We start from the raw sequence: 15251 nt of genomic DNA, 5'->3' as shown, positions 1-15251 counted from the left end.
TTTTAAAACATGGAAGAAAACAACAAACCAAAAGAAAATAAATTTGATTTCTCTGATGAAGAGAAACAAAAAGAAGCTGTTGACCAAAAAAAGCAAGCAGTTAAAAAAGATGCAAAAGGGTTATTTAAAAGTATAAAAACCTTTTTACAAGAACTGTTAGATTTTAGAGAGGATACAGATCGTGATGCGACTATTGAAGCGATAAAAGCAGATATACCATTTAAAGGTGCAACTGCATGGATTTTGATATGTTCTATTTTTGTGGCTTCTATTGGTTTAAATGCAAATAGTACAGCAGTTGTTATTGGAGCCATGTTAATTTCTCCGTTAATGGGACCAATACTTGGTGTTGGATTATCTATTGCAATAAACGATATTGATACATTAAAACGATCATTAGTCAACTTAGCTATAATGATTGTGCTAAGTTTATTAACAGCCTTTTTGTTTTTTAGGTTTTTTCCTTTAAGCGAAGATACTTCAGAGCTTTTAGGACGTGTACAACCAGATATTCGAGATGTGTTAATTGCTTTTTTTGGTGGATTGGCCTTAATTATTGCACGTACCAAACGTGGTACTATTGCTTCAGTAATTTTTGGTGTAGCAATTGCTACAGCATTAATGCCACCATTGTGTACAGCAGGTTATGGATTAGCAAAAGGTAATTGGGTGTATTTCGGTCAAGCTATGTATTTGTTTACAATTAATACCATTTTTATAGCTTTAGCAACTTTTTTAGTACTTAAAATATTGCGTTTTCCAATGCTTAAATATGCTAATTCAGCTAAACGTAAGCGTACAGCACGAATTGCATCATTGATAGCAATAGTAGTTATGATACCTGCTATGTTTACTTTTTTAAATGTGTTAAGAGAAAGCCAGTTTAAAGTAGATGCTAAAGACTTTATTAATAATGAACTTAAGTCATTACCAAACGCTAGTTATATACAAAAATACGCGACTCCAAATTATACGCCTAATGGCGAATCTAATATCGAGTTAACAACATTTGGAACAGATGTTATTTCTGATGATATGATACATTTTTTAGAAAATCGTTTACAGGAATATTCATATTTAAAAAGTTCAAAATTATTGATTAATCAGTCTAAAAACAGACAGATTAATAACCTTGAATATATGGAAGAGCTGCGTACCAGAGATTCTTTAGATCTAATGAGTCAGCAACAAAAAATCACATTCTTGGAAGACAAGGTTAGAGAATTATCAAAACTTGAACGTGGTTATGTGCCTTTTGAAGAGTTAACTAAAGAGGTTAATATCAATTACGAAAACATTAAATCTTTATCTTATGCTAGTGTTGTTAATTCTAACTTCAAAAAGATAGATACACTAGCAGTGTTTAATGTAAAATGGAATGATAGTTTAGTTAACGCTAGTCAAATTTCAAAAGAAAGAGATAAGCTATATCGTTGGTTAAAGCTTAAACTTAAGTTAGATACTTTAGTCGTGAATCAAGTTAAATAAATTATAGTAAATATTTATTGATACAAATTTTAATAAAGAATTTATAATCATTATGCGATTGTAAATTCTTTATAGTTTTATGGTGTAACCTAAACGACAATTAAAGTCATTAAATAGATATTAACTACGTTCTTCCAAGTACATTTGACGTACTTTTTTAAATAATTCAGAAGAATAAACAAAGTCTGTTACAGCTTCATTATCTGTCTTAAAAATATCATATCTAGAACCTTCCCATTCCTTTAAACCATTTTTAAGAAAAATAATTTTCTCTCCAATTTGCATAACCGAATTCATATCATGCGAGTTTATTACCGTTGTTATTTGGTACTCTTCGGTTATTTCTTTAATTAAATTATCTATAACAATAGAAGTTTTTGGGTCTAAACCAGAGTTAGGTTCGTCACAAAATAAATACTTAGGTTTGTTTACTATTGCGCGTGCAATAGCAACACGTTTTTGCATTCCTCCAGAAGCTTCACTTGGTTTTTTATGGTGTGCGTTTTCTAAGTTGACACGTTGTAAAACAAAGTTTACACGATCTTCCATTTCACTTTTACTTTGAGAAGTAAACATTTTTAACGGAAACATTACATTTTCTGCAATGGTCATTGAGTCAAACAAGGCACTTCCTTGAAAAACCATTCCAATATCTGCTCTAATCAATCTTTTTTCGTCTTCACTTAGTTTAGAAAAAATTTTCCCATCATAAGCAATACTACCTTCTTCATAGTCAAATAATCCTAGTAAACATTTTAAAAATACAGTTTTACCAGAACCACTTTGTCCGATGATAAGGTTGGTTTTTCCTTTTTCAAAAGTAGTAGTAACTCCTTTTAAAATATGAGCATCTCCAAACGATTTGTTTAAGTTTTTAACTTCTATCATTGACTTAAAAGTAGTTGCGTTAATATATAGTTTAAAAGAATGATAACGACACTAGTCCAAACAAAAGATGTTGTACTAGCCTTACCAACTTCAAGTGCACCACCTTTCATGTAATAACCATGATAAGATGGGATAGTTGCTAAAATGAAAGCAAAAATTAATGTTTTTATAAATGCATAAGCCATATGAAAAGGCTTAAAGTCTAACTGTATGCCTTCAATATAATCTGGCATTGTGGCATATCCACCATAAACACAAGCAGCTAATCCACCCATAATACCTAAAAACATTGAAATTGATATTACAAAAGGATACAAGGTTAGTGCTATAAATTTAGGAAACACTAAGTAGTTTAAACTATTAATACCCATAACTTCTAAAGCATCAATTTGTTCTGTAACTCGCATTGTACCAATGCTTGATGTAATAAAACTACCTACTTTTCCAGCCATAATTATGGACATAAATGTAGGTGCAAATTCTAGTACAATTGATTGTCTTGTTGCAAAACCAACTAAGTTTTTTGGTATTAATGGATTGTCAATATTTAAGGCAGTTTGTATGGTTACAACACCACCAACAAAAAACGAGATAAATGCAACAATACCTAATGAGCCAATAATTAAATCGTCGACATCTTTTAGGATTAATTTTTTCATTACAGACCACTTTGTTGGTTTTCGAAACATTTCGACAACCATTAAAAAGTAAGTCCCAATATAGTGTAGGTAATTCATGCTTTATTTGTTACCGCTAAAATATAAAATTCTAATATGTATTTAACCTTAATTTCAAATTAGATGTTTTAAAAGCTGTATTTTTGGCGTTCAAAATTAAATTTAATACCATGAGAGCGATAGTATCCCTATTTTTTATTTGTTTTCTGTTAAGTTGTAAGGCACAAAAAACTGTGGTGACTTCAGATAATAACACGACAGTTATGCATTCAAAACCAAAACTTGTAATTGGAATTGTTGTGGACCAAATGCGTTATGATTATTTAACTAGATTTTATAACAAATATGGCGAAGGTGGTTTTAAACGCTTGATTACTCAAGGGTTTAATTGTAAAAATAACCATTTTAATTATGTGCCAACTTATACAGGACCTGGACATGCGTCAATATACAGTGGTACTACACCAAAAATGCATGGTATAATATCTAATAATTGGTATGATAAAGTATCTGACAGCTACGTTTATTGTGCAGGAGATACAACTGTACAATCTGTAGGTACAAGCCACAAAGCTGGACAAATGTCTCCTCATAGATTAAAAACAACATCTTTTGCAGATGAAAACAGATTATTTACTCAAATGAAAGGTAAAACCATTGGTATCTCTGTAAAAGATAGAGGTGCAATTTTACCTGCTGGACATACTGCAAATGCTGCTTATTGGTTTCATGGAGCAGACCAAGGTCGTTTTATTTCAAGTACTTATTATTTAGAAGCATTACCTAGTTGGGTTAACGATTTTAATAATAAAGCTGTTGCAGAAAGTTATTTGAAAGAATGGAATACGCTTTATGATATAAATACTTACACAGAAAGTGGAAGCGATTTAAACACCTTTGAAGGTGGTTTTAAAGGAAAAGAAACAGCAACGTTTCCTTATGACTTAAAAGCTTTAAGTAAAGATAATAGAGGGTATGATATTATTAAAGCAACACCTTACGGAAACAGCATTGTTGCAGATTTTGCTATTGCAGCAATTACAGGAGAGCAATTAGGTCAAGATGATTTTACAGATGTCTTAACAGTTAGTTTTTCTAGCACAGATTATGTTGGTCATAATTTTGGAGTTAACAGTAAAGAAGTACAAGACACCTATTTAAGATTGGATAAAGATATAGAGCGATTATTAACTGCATTAGACGATAAAGTAGGTCAAGGTAATTACACCTTGTTTTTATCTTCAGATCATGGAGCAGTGGAAGTGCCAAGTTATTTACAGTCTGTAAAAATTCCTGCAGGATATTTTGATACAGATGATTTTAAAAATCGTTTAAATGAAACTATGATTTTTAATCATAAAGCAGAAAAGCTAATTAAAAACGTAAGTAATAATCAAGTGTTTTTGGATCGTAAAGTGATTAAAGATTATGGGTTAAATTTAGCTCAGGTACAACAAGAAATTGTAAATACTATTATTGATTACCCAAGTATCAACAAAGCGTATACAGCTACAAGTATGAGTAATACAGAATTTTCAAATGGAATTGAAAGTTTATTACAAAAAGGTTATAATCAAAAACGTTCTGGCGATGTATTATTTGTATTAGATCCAGCGGTAATTAGTTATAGTAAAACAGGATCTACACATGGTTCTGCTTTAAACTATGATACACACGTACCATTATTGTTTTATGGTAATGGTATACAAAAAGGAAGTACTTTACAGCATACTACAATACCAGATATTGCTCCAACAATGTCAGCTTTATTAGGAATTAGTTTTCCAAATGGAGCGACTGGTAAACCATTGGAATTTGTAATACAAAAATAATTACTGGTAATTAAAACCGTTTAGATAAAAAAAAGCAGTACTTAAACTTAGTTTATGTACTGCTTTTTTTAATAATAGTAATTGAAGTTTATTCTTTTCAAACTAGTCCAGAATACTATTAAATTTATTTTAATATTTATTTTCTGTATAAAAAATAGTTATTCACCAATTCTATGTAAGCTTCTTTAGCTTGGTCAGGTGTAATATTTTTAATTTGAAATAAGGCATTGGTTTTAAAAGCATTTATGATAGGCTTTTTACTGCTAGGTCTTTCATAGTTGTTTGTAGCCTTTTTATAATAAGCATACAAACGAAGTAAAAAATCGGCAGGAAAAGGTTCCGTATGCGCATTAATTCGCTCTACAGCCTCATCAAAAATGATATCTAATTCTTCGGTAGTCATAGTCTAGATTTCGGCAATAATACTTTCGCCTCCTTTAACTTTCTGGTTTAAACCAACCTTAATATTTGTACCTAAAGGTAAATATAAATCTACTCTTGACCCAAATTTAATAAATCCAGAGTCGGATCCTTGTGCAGCAGTATCACCTTCTTTTGCATAGTTAACAATTCGTTTTGCCAAAGCTCCTGCTATTTGTCTATATAAAACTTTACCATAAGCTTGGTTTTCAACAACTACGGTTGTACGTTCATTATCAGTACTAGCTTTAGGATGCCATGCTACAAGGTATTTTCCAGGATGGTATTTGCTGTAAGCGACTTGACCACTAATTGGGTAACGTGTAACGTGTACATTTATTGGTGACATAAATACGCTAACTTGTAAACGTTTGTCTTTAAAATATTCTGGTTCAAAAACTTCTTCAATTACAACTACTTTTCCGTCTACAGGAGACACAACAGTACTGTCGCTTAATACAGTTAGTCGTTTTGGGTTTCTAAAAAATTGAAGTATTAATACTAAAAATATAAATAGTGTAAAAAACAATAGGTATTGTAACCATTGTATAGATACAAAACGATCTATTATTACAGTCAAAATTGCAATAATCATAAATGTAATTGCAATTATTTTAAAGCCTTCTTTATGAAACATATTTTAAAATTCTTAGAAATAAATAAATAAATGGAGCAGCAAATATCATGCTGTCAAAACGGTCTAATAATCCACCATGTCCTGGCATAATTACACCACTGTCTTTTACTTTTGCTTGACGTTTAAATTTAGATTCTATTAAGTCCCCTAAGGTACCAATAACGCTAATAATTATACTTAAAATCAACCAATTAGTAAAGCTTAAGGTCTCTGTAAAGATATAAATAAAATAACTAGCAATAGTTGCAAAAAATAAACCGCCTAAAAAACCTTCAACCGTCTTTTTTGGAGATATGCTCGGAAAAAGCTTTTGTTTACCAAAGTTTTTTCCAACTAAATAAGCAAATGTATCATTTACCCAAACTAATATAAATGATCCTAGAATGTACTCTGGAGTAAATGAACCATTATGATTTGCGATAAGTAATAAAAAAACAAAACCACTGGACAGGTAAAAAGTTGTTATAATAAACCTTTTAGAACTGAATAAAGGAATTTTCTTTTCTGAAAATAAATCTTTAATTAAAATTAATTGTACAAATATGGTAATGACTTGTAATATCTGTGCAGCCTCATCAAACCCTTTATCAGATTTCATTACAAATTGCCAATAGCCAAAGACACCATATAAGATTGTAAAAATAATATAAGGCGCGATGCTTTTAAGTTGAATCAGTTTACAGAACTCGATTAAGGATACAGTTCCAAACACAAAAAACAACACGAAAAACGCATGTTGGTTTAAAAGTGATGCAACTAGTAGACTTACGTATAAGAATCCAGAGAGTGCTCTTGTAAGGGTTTCATTCATAAAACTAAAGGTCTTCTAAAAGCAACAAATATAAGTTTTTTGTACTGCTTCCATAAGATAAAAAGTCTTTTTCCTCTTGTAATTTAAAATGTTTTATGGTTGTGATGTTTGTAGGGATTTTAGAAGTGTTTTTATTTTTTATTTCTCTAAGGCCTTCACCTATGTTTGAAACAATCTGGCTTGTAGTCGCAAATACAATAACGTTATTTGGGAATTCATTTAGCTTTTTCTCAGCCAATTGATTAGAGCATACTAATAATGAACCATCATTAGCAATTAGATTTTCACAAGTAGTAATAAAATAAGTGCATTCTGATAGTGTTTTACTTGTTTTTAATTGCGAAGACTTAAATTTATCATTTAAATTTTCATCATAAAAAAAAGCAGAATGGTCTTCCCAATTGTTTTCTAAAATAATATTGTTTAAATTATCATAAACTTCATCCATGGAATCGCAGTATAGAAATTTACCTCCATTTTTTTTGAAATTAATAGTGAAGCTTTCGTCTATAGGTAACTCTTGAGTAGGCATATACTTGCCTCTTTCATCAGACTTTGTTTCTTCCTTTTCCTTTTGAGATTTAGAACTAAAAAATTTTCTAAACAAGCTCATTATTCACTGCTATAATCTATGATTTATTCTAGGAATTACCAAATATAAAAAATCTTAGACTATCTAAAGCGATAATCTAAGATTTTTGATAATATTATGATAAACTGAAAAAACTTAGTTCTCTAAATTGTTTTCAGGTAAAAGTTTTTCAGAAGGTTTTCTATCGATATCTTCAAAAGGACGCTTTCCTAAAATTTCTTCTAAATCATCCTTAAATATAACTTCTCTTTCAATTAATCGTTCAGCTAACTTGTTAAGGACATCCTTTTTAGATTCTAATAAATCTAAAGCACGTTGAAACTGAGTTTCAACTATATTCTTAATTTCGTTATCGATTAATTCAGCTGTTTTTTCGCTGTAAGGCTTTACAAAGCCACTTTCTCCAGCAGGATCGTAATATGTTATGTTTCCTACCTTTTCATTTAATCCGTATATCATAACCATTGCTTTTGCTTTTTTGGTTACGTTTTCAAGATCGCTTAAAGCACCTGTAGATATTTGATCAAATATTATTTTTTCGGCAGCACGTCCTCCCATTGTTACACAGATTTCGTCTAAAAACTTATTGGTTCTAGTAATGTAAGCCTCTTGTGGTAAATACCATGCAGCACCTAAACTACGACCTCTTGGTACGATAGTTACTTTTACTAATGGATCTGCATGCTCTAAAAACCAACTTACTGTTGCGTGTCCAGCTTCATGATAAGCAATAGTTTTCTTTTCTTCCACAGAAAATAAATTACTACGTTTTTCAAGTCCACCTACAATACGGTCAACAGCATCTAAAAAGTCTTGCTTTTCAACAGCTTTTTTATCGTTTCTTGCAGCAATTAATGCAGCTTCGTTACATAAGTTTGCAATATCAGCTCCAGAGAATCCTGGTGTTTGTTTTGATAAAAATTCAATATCTAAACCAGCTACTTTTTTTAGTGGTTTAAGGTGTACTTCAAATATTGCTTTACGCTCAGTTAAGTTTGGAAGATCTACATGTATTTGTCTATCAAAACGTCCTGCACGCATTAATGCTTTATCTAAAATATCAGCTCTGTTTGTGGCAGCTAAAACTATAACGTTAGTGTTAGTTCCAAAACCATCCATTTCAGTTAGTAATTGGTTAAGCGTGTTTTCACGTTCATCATTACTACCAGACATTGCGTTTTTACCTCTTGCTCTTCCTATTGCATCAATTTCATCAATAAAAATAATTGCAGGAGATTTTTCTTTAGCTTGTTTAAATAAGTCTCTCACACGAGAAGCTCCAACACCAACAAACATTTCTACAAAATCTGATCCTGATAAAGAGAAAAATGGCACTTTAGCTTCACCTGCTACAGCTTTTGCTAATAAGGTTTTTCCTGTTCCTGGAGGTCCTACTAACAAGGCTCCTTTAGGTATTTTACCTCCTAAATTGGTGTATTTTTCTGGGTTTTTTAAGAAATCAACAATTTCTTGAACTTCTTCTTTTGCGCCTTCTAATCCAGCAACATCTTTAAAGGTTGTTTTTACTTGCGAGTTTTCGTCAAATAATTTGGCTTTAGATTTACCAATATTAAATATCTGTCCACCAGCACCTCCACCTCCTCCAGAGGACATGCGACGCATAATGAAAATCCAAACACCAATAAGTAAAACAAATGGTAGTAAGCTAAAAAGTAGTTCTCCCCAAGGGTTACTATCAATGCTAAAAGTTACTTGTGCAGCATTGTCTTTACCTAACTCTTTATTAATATCATCAATAGATTCTTGAAACAATGCTAAATCACCAAACTGAAAAGAGTAGTTAGGTAATTTTGTTGTTGTTGGAAAAATTGAAGTTGGCTTAGATTTTTTATGCTCTTCTTTTGCTTCAGCTTCTTTAGTAAGGTAAACTTTAGCAGTAGTTTCGTTTACAATATCTACTTTTTCAACATCACCATTTCTTAAATAATCAAAAAATTGTGAAGGCGAAGTTTTTTCGGCACTGCTAGAGCTACTACCAAATACTTGAAGTGCTATAAAAAAGATTATGATACCTCCATAAATCCAATATGGATTAAATTTAGGTTTTTTTGGTGCTATTTTTTTGTTTTTATCAGCCATGTAATGTGTTTAATAATTTGTTTCGATAACGGTCAATTTAGCATCTCCCCAAAGACTCTCTATATCGTAATATTCTCTTATGTGTTTTTGAAAAACGTGAACCACGACGTTTACGTAATCCATAAGTACCCATTCACCATTAGATTCACCTTCAATATGCCAAGGTTTATCTTTTAATGATTTACTTACTTTTTTTTGTATTGAATTGACAATGGCGTTAACTTGTGTGTTAGAAGTACCTTCGCAAATTACAAAGTAGTCACAAACCGTGTTTTCAATTTCTCTTAAATCAAGAATGTTTATTCCTTTACCTTTAACATCCTCTATGCCTTCTAGCATTGTTGCAATTAGCGCGTCTACGTTTGAATCTTTTTTCGCCATTAATAATATTTAAATTTGTGCAAAGTTATTATTTTTAAGTTCTTTATACTCTAAAAAAATCATAAGATTTTACAATACGAAGATAACTATTTAATATGCGTATAATCAAACTTAATGCCACTGAATCCACAAATAGGTTTATGCGTAATCTAAGTTTGGAAAGTTCTGTACAAGATTTTACAACTGTTGTCACTAGCACACAGTCTAAAGGACGAGGTCAAATGGGATCTGCTTGGCAATCAGAATCTTTTAAAAACCTAACGTTTAGTGTCTATAAAGGCTTTAAGCAGTTTGAGTTTGAAGACCAATTTAAAATTAGCATGGCTGTGTCTTTAGCAATTATTAAAGCTTTAGAAACGTTACAAATTCCTAAATTAAGTATAAAATGGCCTAACGACATTTTGTCAGCTAATAAAAAAATATGTGGTATTTTAATTGAAAATGTCATAAAACAAAGTCATATTGTGTCTTCAATAGTAGGTGTTGGTTTAAATGTCAACCAGCTAAAATTTGAAGATTTACCTCAGGCAGGATCTTTAAAATTAATAACAGGATTAAATTATGATTTAGATGAAATCTTACATCTAATACTTAAGCATCTAGAAATACAATTAAAGCTTTTAGAAAATGATACTTCAGCTTTAAAAAATAATTATGAATCTTATTTATTTAGAAAAGAAAAACCTTCAACATTTAAATCCGATGAAGGTTTATTTTCTGGTATTATAAAAGGTGTCTCTAATGAAGGTTTATTAAAAGTTATGATTGAAGATCAAGAACTAAAAACCTTTGATTTGAAAACTATTAAGCTGTTGTATTAATTGCTTCAGGCATATTTGCAGCTAAAGTCTCTATAAATTTACTAATTGGCTTTTTAATCATCATTGCCATCATAGCATTAAACTCGCCTTCAAAAGTTAACTGAACCTCAGTTTTATTAGCCTCAATTTCTTTGATGTTACCAATTAAAGCAAAGTCAATTTTACCTCCAGCAGCACCTAAAACAATTTTGCTGTTAGGCGTCATTTCTTTCTTTTTTAATACTATTTCTGGCATTCCTTTAAGTGCAAATAAAAATTTATCTTCACCTAAAACTTCAAATTTGCTTATGTTTTCTGGCATTAAGCTTTTAAAGTTTTTAACATCGCTTAAAAAGTTAAACGTGTCTTCGGCTGATTTATCAAGGATTGCTTTTGGGCTTTCTAATGTCATTATTTAATGGTCTTTAAATTAAGTTTAAAATTTGATTGTTTTACACAATTAATACTACTATATCAATTAGCGTTCCAAACACTTGGGTTGGCATTCCATTGACTTAACGTTTCTATTTCTTTTTCAGAAATATAGTTACTTGAAGCAGCTTCTTTTAAAAGGTTTTCGTAATTACTTAATGTGTGTAAAGTAATGTTTTCTGACTCGAAATTGTTTTTAGAAACTTCAAAACCATAAGAAAATATTGCAATCATACCCTTAACGTTAACATTAGCTTCTTTTAAAGCTTTAACAGCATTAAGGCTACTTTTTCCTGTGCTAATCAGATCTTCTACAACAACTACATTTTGTCCGCTTTCTATATGACCTTCAATTTGGTTTTTACGACCATGACCCTTAGCTTCTGGACGTACATATACAAAAGGTAATCCTAAATATTCTGCTACAAGTATTCCTATACCAATTGCACCTGTTGCAACACCAGCAATTACATCTGGTTTTCCATAATGCTCTTCTATAAATTTACTTATTTCTTCTCTAATATAATTTCTTACTGGAGGGTAAGATAATACGACGCGATTATCACAGTATATTGGCGATTTCCAACCTGAAGCCCAAGTAAAAGGATCCTTTGGTTGTAATTTTATCGCATTAATTTGCAATAATACTTTTGCGGTTTGTCTGGCAGTTTGTTTATTAAAAATCATAGTACAAAAATACTGATTTATTTAATTTGACTTAAAATTAATTTTAAAATAAATTACAACTGTAAACCATGTCATTAATTTTGATATTTTTACCTAACTAAACTTGATTCACTATTTTTTATGCAATGTATTTTTGTTAACGATAAGCCAATATATCTTACAACCACAGTTGAAAAAGAAACAGACTTTAAAAACTTTTTACTTAAAGATGTAAATATTGATTTGGTCTTGCAGACTATATCTAAAAAGTCTATTAATTCTGTTAGGTTGATTGGTCATGATAAGGAGAAATTAATGAAAGCTTTTAAAAAAAAACTACCCAATGTTATTGCAGGAGGTGGAAAGGTTTTAAATAATAAAGGAGACATTTTATTTATTTACAGAAATGATAAATGGGATTTACCAAAAGGTAAAGCCGAAAAAAAAGAAACCATTGAAGAAACAGCTATAAGAGAAGTTGCTGAAGAGACAGGTGTTGATGGTTTAAAAATAGTAAAACCGCTTCCTGTTACTTATCATGTTTTTAAAAGAAATGGTAAATCAAAGTTGAAAATTACGCATTGGTTTGAAATGTATTCTGATTTTGAAGACGAGTTGCAACCTCAAATAAACGAAGGTATTACTAAAGTAGAATGGTTGAATGAAAAAGCAGCCAAACAGGCATTAAATAATTCATACGCTAATATCAAGTTGTTATTTTAAAACCTTAATTTTTTTGTTAAAATTTATATTGCTGCGTTTGGTCTTAACAATCTAACCGTTTAACTTTTAATGCCTAGTTTTTAACACTTAAGCCAATATTTTATTGTAGGAAAATATTGTTAATTAGATTTGCATTTGTAAATGTAATTAATCCAAAACCCTAAAAGTATGTATAAAAAACTACCCAAAAAGACGCTTGTTTTTAAAGCGTTATTAATGCTATTTGCTTTCGCTTTTTCATCTCAATCCTATGGCTTAGAAGACACTCGTTGTGGTTCTATTTCAGGTTTTCAGTTTTCTAACGGAACAACTTCAACAGCAATAAATTATAATCAATCTTATTATATTAATGATTTACCAAACAATTTTTATATTGATTTATTAGTAAATGGTTACTCACAAAGTGCCAAGTATTATGTAAGAAATTTAGATACAGGTCAATCATATACTGTTTCTGAAAATCATTTACCATATACTTTTCCTGGAGGAAATGGTGCTTGGAATTATGGTTGCGGAAATTTTGAAATTAAAGCAAAACTTTACAAGTATAATAGTTGTGGACGTTATTGTGATAGTGAAACTATTAGATTTAATATTTCATGTGCTCCTGCTCAAAATTGTGGCGATATTGCAGGTTACCAATTTACAAACGGAACCGAAAGCGTTGCCATAACAAATAATGGTGTTTATGAGTTGGATGCTTTACCAAATAATTTTTATGTAGATTTATTGGTAGATGGTCAGTCTGAAAGTGCTAGTTTAAGACTAAAAAACTTAACAACAGGTCAAATTTTTAATGTAGGTGAAAATTATTTGCCATACACTATTCCAGGTGGTAATGCTGCATGGAGTTATGGTACAGGTGACTTTAAGTTAATAGGTAAGATTTTTGAAAATAACTACTGTCAAAGCACAATGTGTGATAAAGAAGTGGTTTATTTTACAATAAACAATACTGTTTGTGGTCAAATAGACGGATTTGAGTTTTCTAACTTCTCTGATGCTGCAATTACAATTGTAGATGGAGCAAGTTATGATTTAGAAAATCTTCCTGCAGACTTTAATATTAACTTGTTAACTTCCGGACCTCTTGAAAGCGCATATTTTACTTTAACAAATGTCGATACAGGTGAAGTTTTTAATAAAACTGAAAATGTAGTGCCTTATACTTATCCAGGAGCAACAAACACAGTTTGGTCTCATGGTTGTGGTACGTTTCAAATCTGCTCGAGTGTTTACCAAGCTAATTATGCAAACGGAACAGAATGTGATTCAGCATGTCTAACATTTACAATTACTTGTGAAGATCCTTGTGGAACAATAGATGGATTCGAGTTTTCTAACTTTTCTGACGCAACAGTTGCAATTGTAGATGGATCAAGTTACGATTTAGAAAATCTTCCATCAGATTTTAATATTAACTTATTAACTTCAGGACCTCTTGAAAGCGCATACTTTACATTAACAAATGTTGACACAGGAGAAGTGTTTAACAAAACTGAAAACGTTGTGCCTTATACATATCCAGGAGCAACAAATTCAGTTTGGTCTCACGGTTGTGGTACTTTCCAATTATGTGCAAGTATATATACAGAGAATAATACTAACGGAACTGAATGCGCTAACAGTTGTGTAACATTCACAATTAATTGTGAAGAACCTTGTGGTAATTTAGAGGTTTTTGCTTTTTCAAATGGATCAGAATCAGTTATAATTACTGAAGGTGGCGAGTATAATATTTCAGATTTACCTTCAGATTTTTATATTGAAGCATTAGTTGTAGGTGCTTCTGAAAGTACTATAACTACCATAACAAATTTAGAAACTGGAGCAACAATTGTTGTTACAGATAATACTTTACCTTATGCTTATCCAACAACTGAAACTAGTTGGGATTTAGGTATTGGAAATTTTAAAGTGGAAACTCAATTATTTGCAGGAGATGACGCTTCATCAACACTATGTGATGTACAAGAAGTTACATTCTTTTTAGTAGATGTATTAGAATGCGAAGCAACTTCAGCAGGAACTTCTACTTTATCAACTGGTTTAGCTATTGTGTCACCAGGAATTTCTGTAACAGTTACTGTAAACCTAAACAATGATGCAGTTTTACCTAATGGTTACCAATTAAGTACTTTATTAACAAAAGGAGATGACTTAGTAATTGAGGGTTACAGTAGCACACAAGAACTAACAATTCCTGAAGTTGGAGGTTTTTATAAAGTGCATACTTTAGCTTATAATCCTGAGACTTTTAATTTAAATGCTATTACTTTAGGAACAACAACAGCTTTTGATATTTTAGATTTAATTGCTAATAATCAAATTTGTGCAGATTTAGATGAAGTAGGAAGCCCATTAATGGTAATTGTTGTTGGTTCAACAGATAGAAATAGTAATGTGTCTGTAGGACAGGTAAAAGGTAACGCTGTTATAGAAGCTCAACTATCTACAGATGTAAAAACCTTTCCTAATCCAGTAGTAAATCAATTAAACGTAAAAGTTAATTTATTAAAAGATGAAGCGCTTAATTACTATATGATAGATATAAACGGAAAACAAGTACTTGCAGGAAGGTTATCTAACAATTCTAGTGTAATTAGCACATCTGAATTAGCTGCAGGATTTTACATCCTTAAGTTAAACTCTGAAGTACGAAATGTTACTAAAAAGATAATGGTTAAAAAGTAGTCATTATCTCATATAATAAAAAAAACCGTTACAGTTTGTAACGGTTTTTTTATGCTTTAAAATTAGATGAATCTTTAGATGTATTTAATTATATTGATAAACTTATAGTC

At 30.7% G+C, this 15251-nt stretch carries 15 protein-coding genes; 5 read left to right on the top strand and 10 right to left on the bottom strand.

Translation table 11 applies throughout. The features are described from left to right. Positions 1–9: 9 nt before the first annotated feature. Positions 10–1488 carry a DUF389 domain-containing protein gene (locus tag ITB9_RS07265; protein ID WP_054851708.1) on the top strand — a complete coding sequence of 493 codons (1479 nt, stop codon included), beginning with the start codon at positions 10–12 and terminating at the stop codon, positions 1486–1488. Between the two features lie 120 nt (positions 1489–1608). Here ITB9_RS07265 and ITB9_RS07260 read toward each other — a convergent pair whose 3' ends face one another. After that, a complete protein-coding gene (locus tag ITB9_RS07260; protein WP_028289201.1) occupies positions 1609–2376 on the bottom strand; it encodes an ABC transporter ATP-binding protein in 768 nt (255 codons plus the stop codon). Beyond that, complete coding sequence (locus tag ITB9_RS07255; RefSeq protein WP_028289202.1) at positions 2373–3113, bottom strand: ABC transporter permease; 741 nt, start codon at positions 3111–3113, stop codon at positions 2373–2375. The genes ITB9_RS07260 and ITB9_RS07255 overlap by 4 nt, the downstream gene beginning before the upstream one ends. 110 nt (positions 3114–3223) lie before the next feature. Between ITB9_RS07255 and pafA the strand changes: the two genes are divergently transcribed. Continuing rightward, positions 3224–4885 (top strand): alkaline phosphatase PafA, encoded by a 1662-nt coding sequence (gene pafA, locus ITB9_RS07250; protein ID WP_054851707.1) that lies wholly within the window; start codon positions 3224–3226, stop codon positions 4883–4885. A 136-nt stretch (positions 4886–5021) separates the two neighbouring features. Here the strand turns inward: pafA and ITB9_RS07245 are convergent, their stop codons facing one another. From ITB9_RS07245 to rsfS, 6 genes are all read right to left on the bottom strand, one after another. Next, positions 5022–5288 (bottom strand): acyl-CoA-binding protein, encoded by a 267-nt coding sequence (locus ITB9_RS07245; RefSeq protein ID WP_028289204.1) that lies wholly within the window; start codon positions 5286–5288, stop codon positions 5022–5024. Positions 5289–5291: 3 nt separating this feature from the next. After that, positions 5292–5942, bottom strand: a complete 651-nt coding sequence (locus ITB9_RS07240) for a phosphatidylserine decarboxylase family protein (protein ID WP_028289205.1) — start codon at positions 5940–5942, stop codon at positions 5292–5294. Beyond that, positions 5932–6753: a phosphatidate cytidylyltransferase gene (locus ITB9_RS07235; RefSeq protein WP_054851706.1), complete on the bottom strand. Its 822-nt coding sequence runs from the start codon at positions 6751–6753 to the stop codon at positions 5932–5934. The genes ITB9_RS07240 and ITB9_RS07235 overlap by 11 nt, the downstream gene beginning before the upstream one ends. Before the next feature lie 4 nt (positions 6754–6757). Next, entirely contained in the window at positions 6758–7366 is a 609-nt protein-coding gene (locus ITB9_RS07230) for an LUD domain-containing protein (protein WP_028606930.1), read from the bottom strand. Positions 7367–7480: 114 nt separating this feature from the next. Next, positions 7481–9445: an ATP-dependent zinc metalloprotease FtsH gene (gene ftsH / locus ITB9_RS07225; protein ID WP_054851705.1), complete on the bottom strand. Its 1965-nt coding sequence runs from the start codon at positions 9443–9445 to the stop codon at positions 7481–7483. Positions 9446–9454: 9 nt separating this feature from the next. Beyond that, on the bottom strand, positions 9455–9826 hold the full coding sequence (rsfS, locus tag ITB9_RS07220; RefSeq protein WP_028289209.1) for a ribosome silencing factor: 372 nt from the start codon (positions 9824–9826) through the stop codon (positions 9455–9457). Between the two features lie 95 nt (positions 9827–9921). Between rsfS and ITB9_RS07215 the strand changes: the two genes are divergently transcribed. Beyond that, a complete protein-coding gene (locus tag ITB9_RS07215) occupies positions 9922–10647 on the top strand; it encodes a biotin--[acetyl-CoA-carboxylase] ligase (protein ID WP_054851704.1) in 726 nt (241 codons plus the stop codon). Here ITB9_RS07215 and ITB9_RS07210 read toward each other — a convergent pair. Together ITB9_RS07210 and pyrE are read right to left on the bottom strand one after the other, a co-directional pair. Beyond that, the gene (locus ITB9_RS07210; RefSeq protein WP_028289211.1) at positions 10631–11038 is read right to left on the bottom strand and encodes an orotate phosphoribosyltransferase; all 408 of its coding nucleotides are present in this window, start codon (positions 11036–11038) and stop codon (positions 10631–10633) included. The genes ITB9_RS07215 and ITB9_RS07210 overlap by 17 nt on opposite strands. A gap of 62 nt (positions 11039–11100) precedes the next feature. Beyond that, on the bottom strand, positions 11101–11745 hold the full coding sequence (gene pyrE, locus ITB9_RS07205; protein WP_028289212.1) for an orotate phosphoribosyltransferase: 645 nt from the start codon (positions 11743–11745) through the stop codon (positions 11101–11103). A 120-nt stretch (positions 11746–11865) separates the two neighbouring features. Here pyrE and ITB9_RS07200 point away from each other — a divergent pair, with 120 nt between their 5' ends. Beyond that, positions 11866–12447: an NUDIX hydrolase gene (locus ITB9_RS07200; RefSeq protein ID WP_054851703.1), complete on the top strand. Its 582-nt coding sequence runs from the start codon at positions 11866–11868 to the stop codon at positions 12445–12447. 168 nt (positions 12448–12615) lie between these two features. Beyond that, the gene (locus ITB9_RS07195; RefSeq protein WP_054851702.1) at positions 12616–15141 is read left to right on the top strand and encodes a T9SS type A sorting domain-containing protein; all 2526 of its coding nucleotides are present in this window, start codon (positions 12616–12618) and stop codon (positions 15139–15141) included. Positions 15142–15251: the final 110 nt, after the last annotated feature.

The organism is Olleya sp. ITB9 (assembly GCF_001315805.1).
Taxonomy (GTDB): Bacteria; Bacteroidota; Bacteroidia; order Flavobacteriales; family Flavobacteriaceae; genus Olleya; species Olleya sediminilitoris.
Note: the sequence above shows the minus strand (reverse complement) of the source record. Positions and strands in the feature narration are given on the sequence as shown.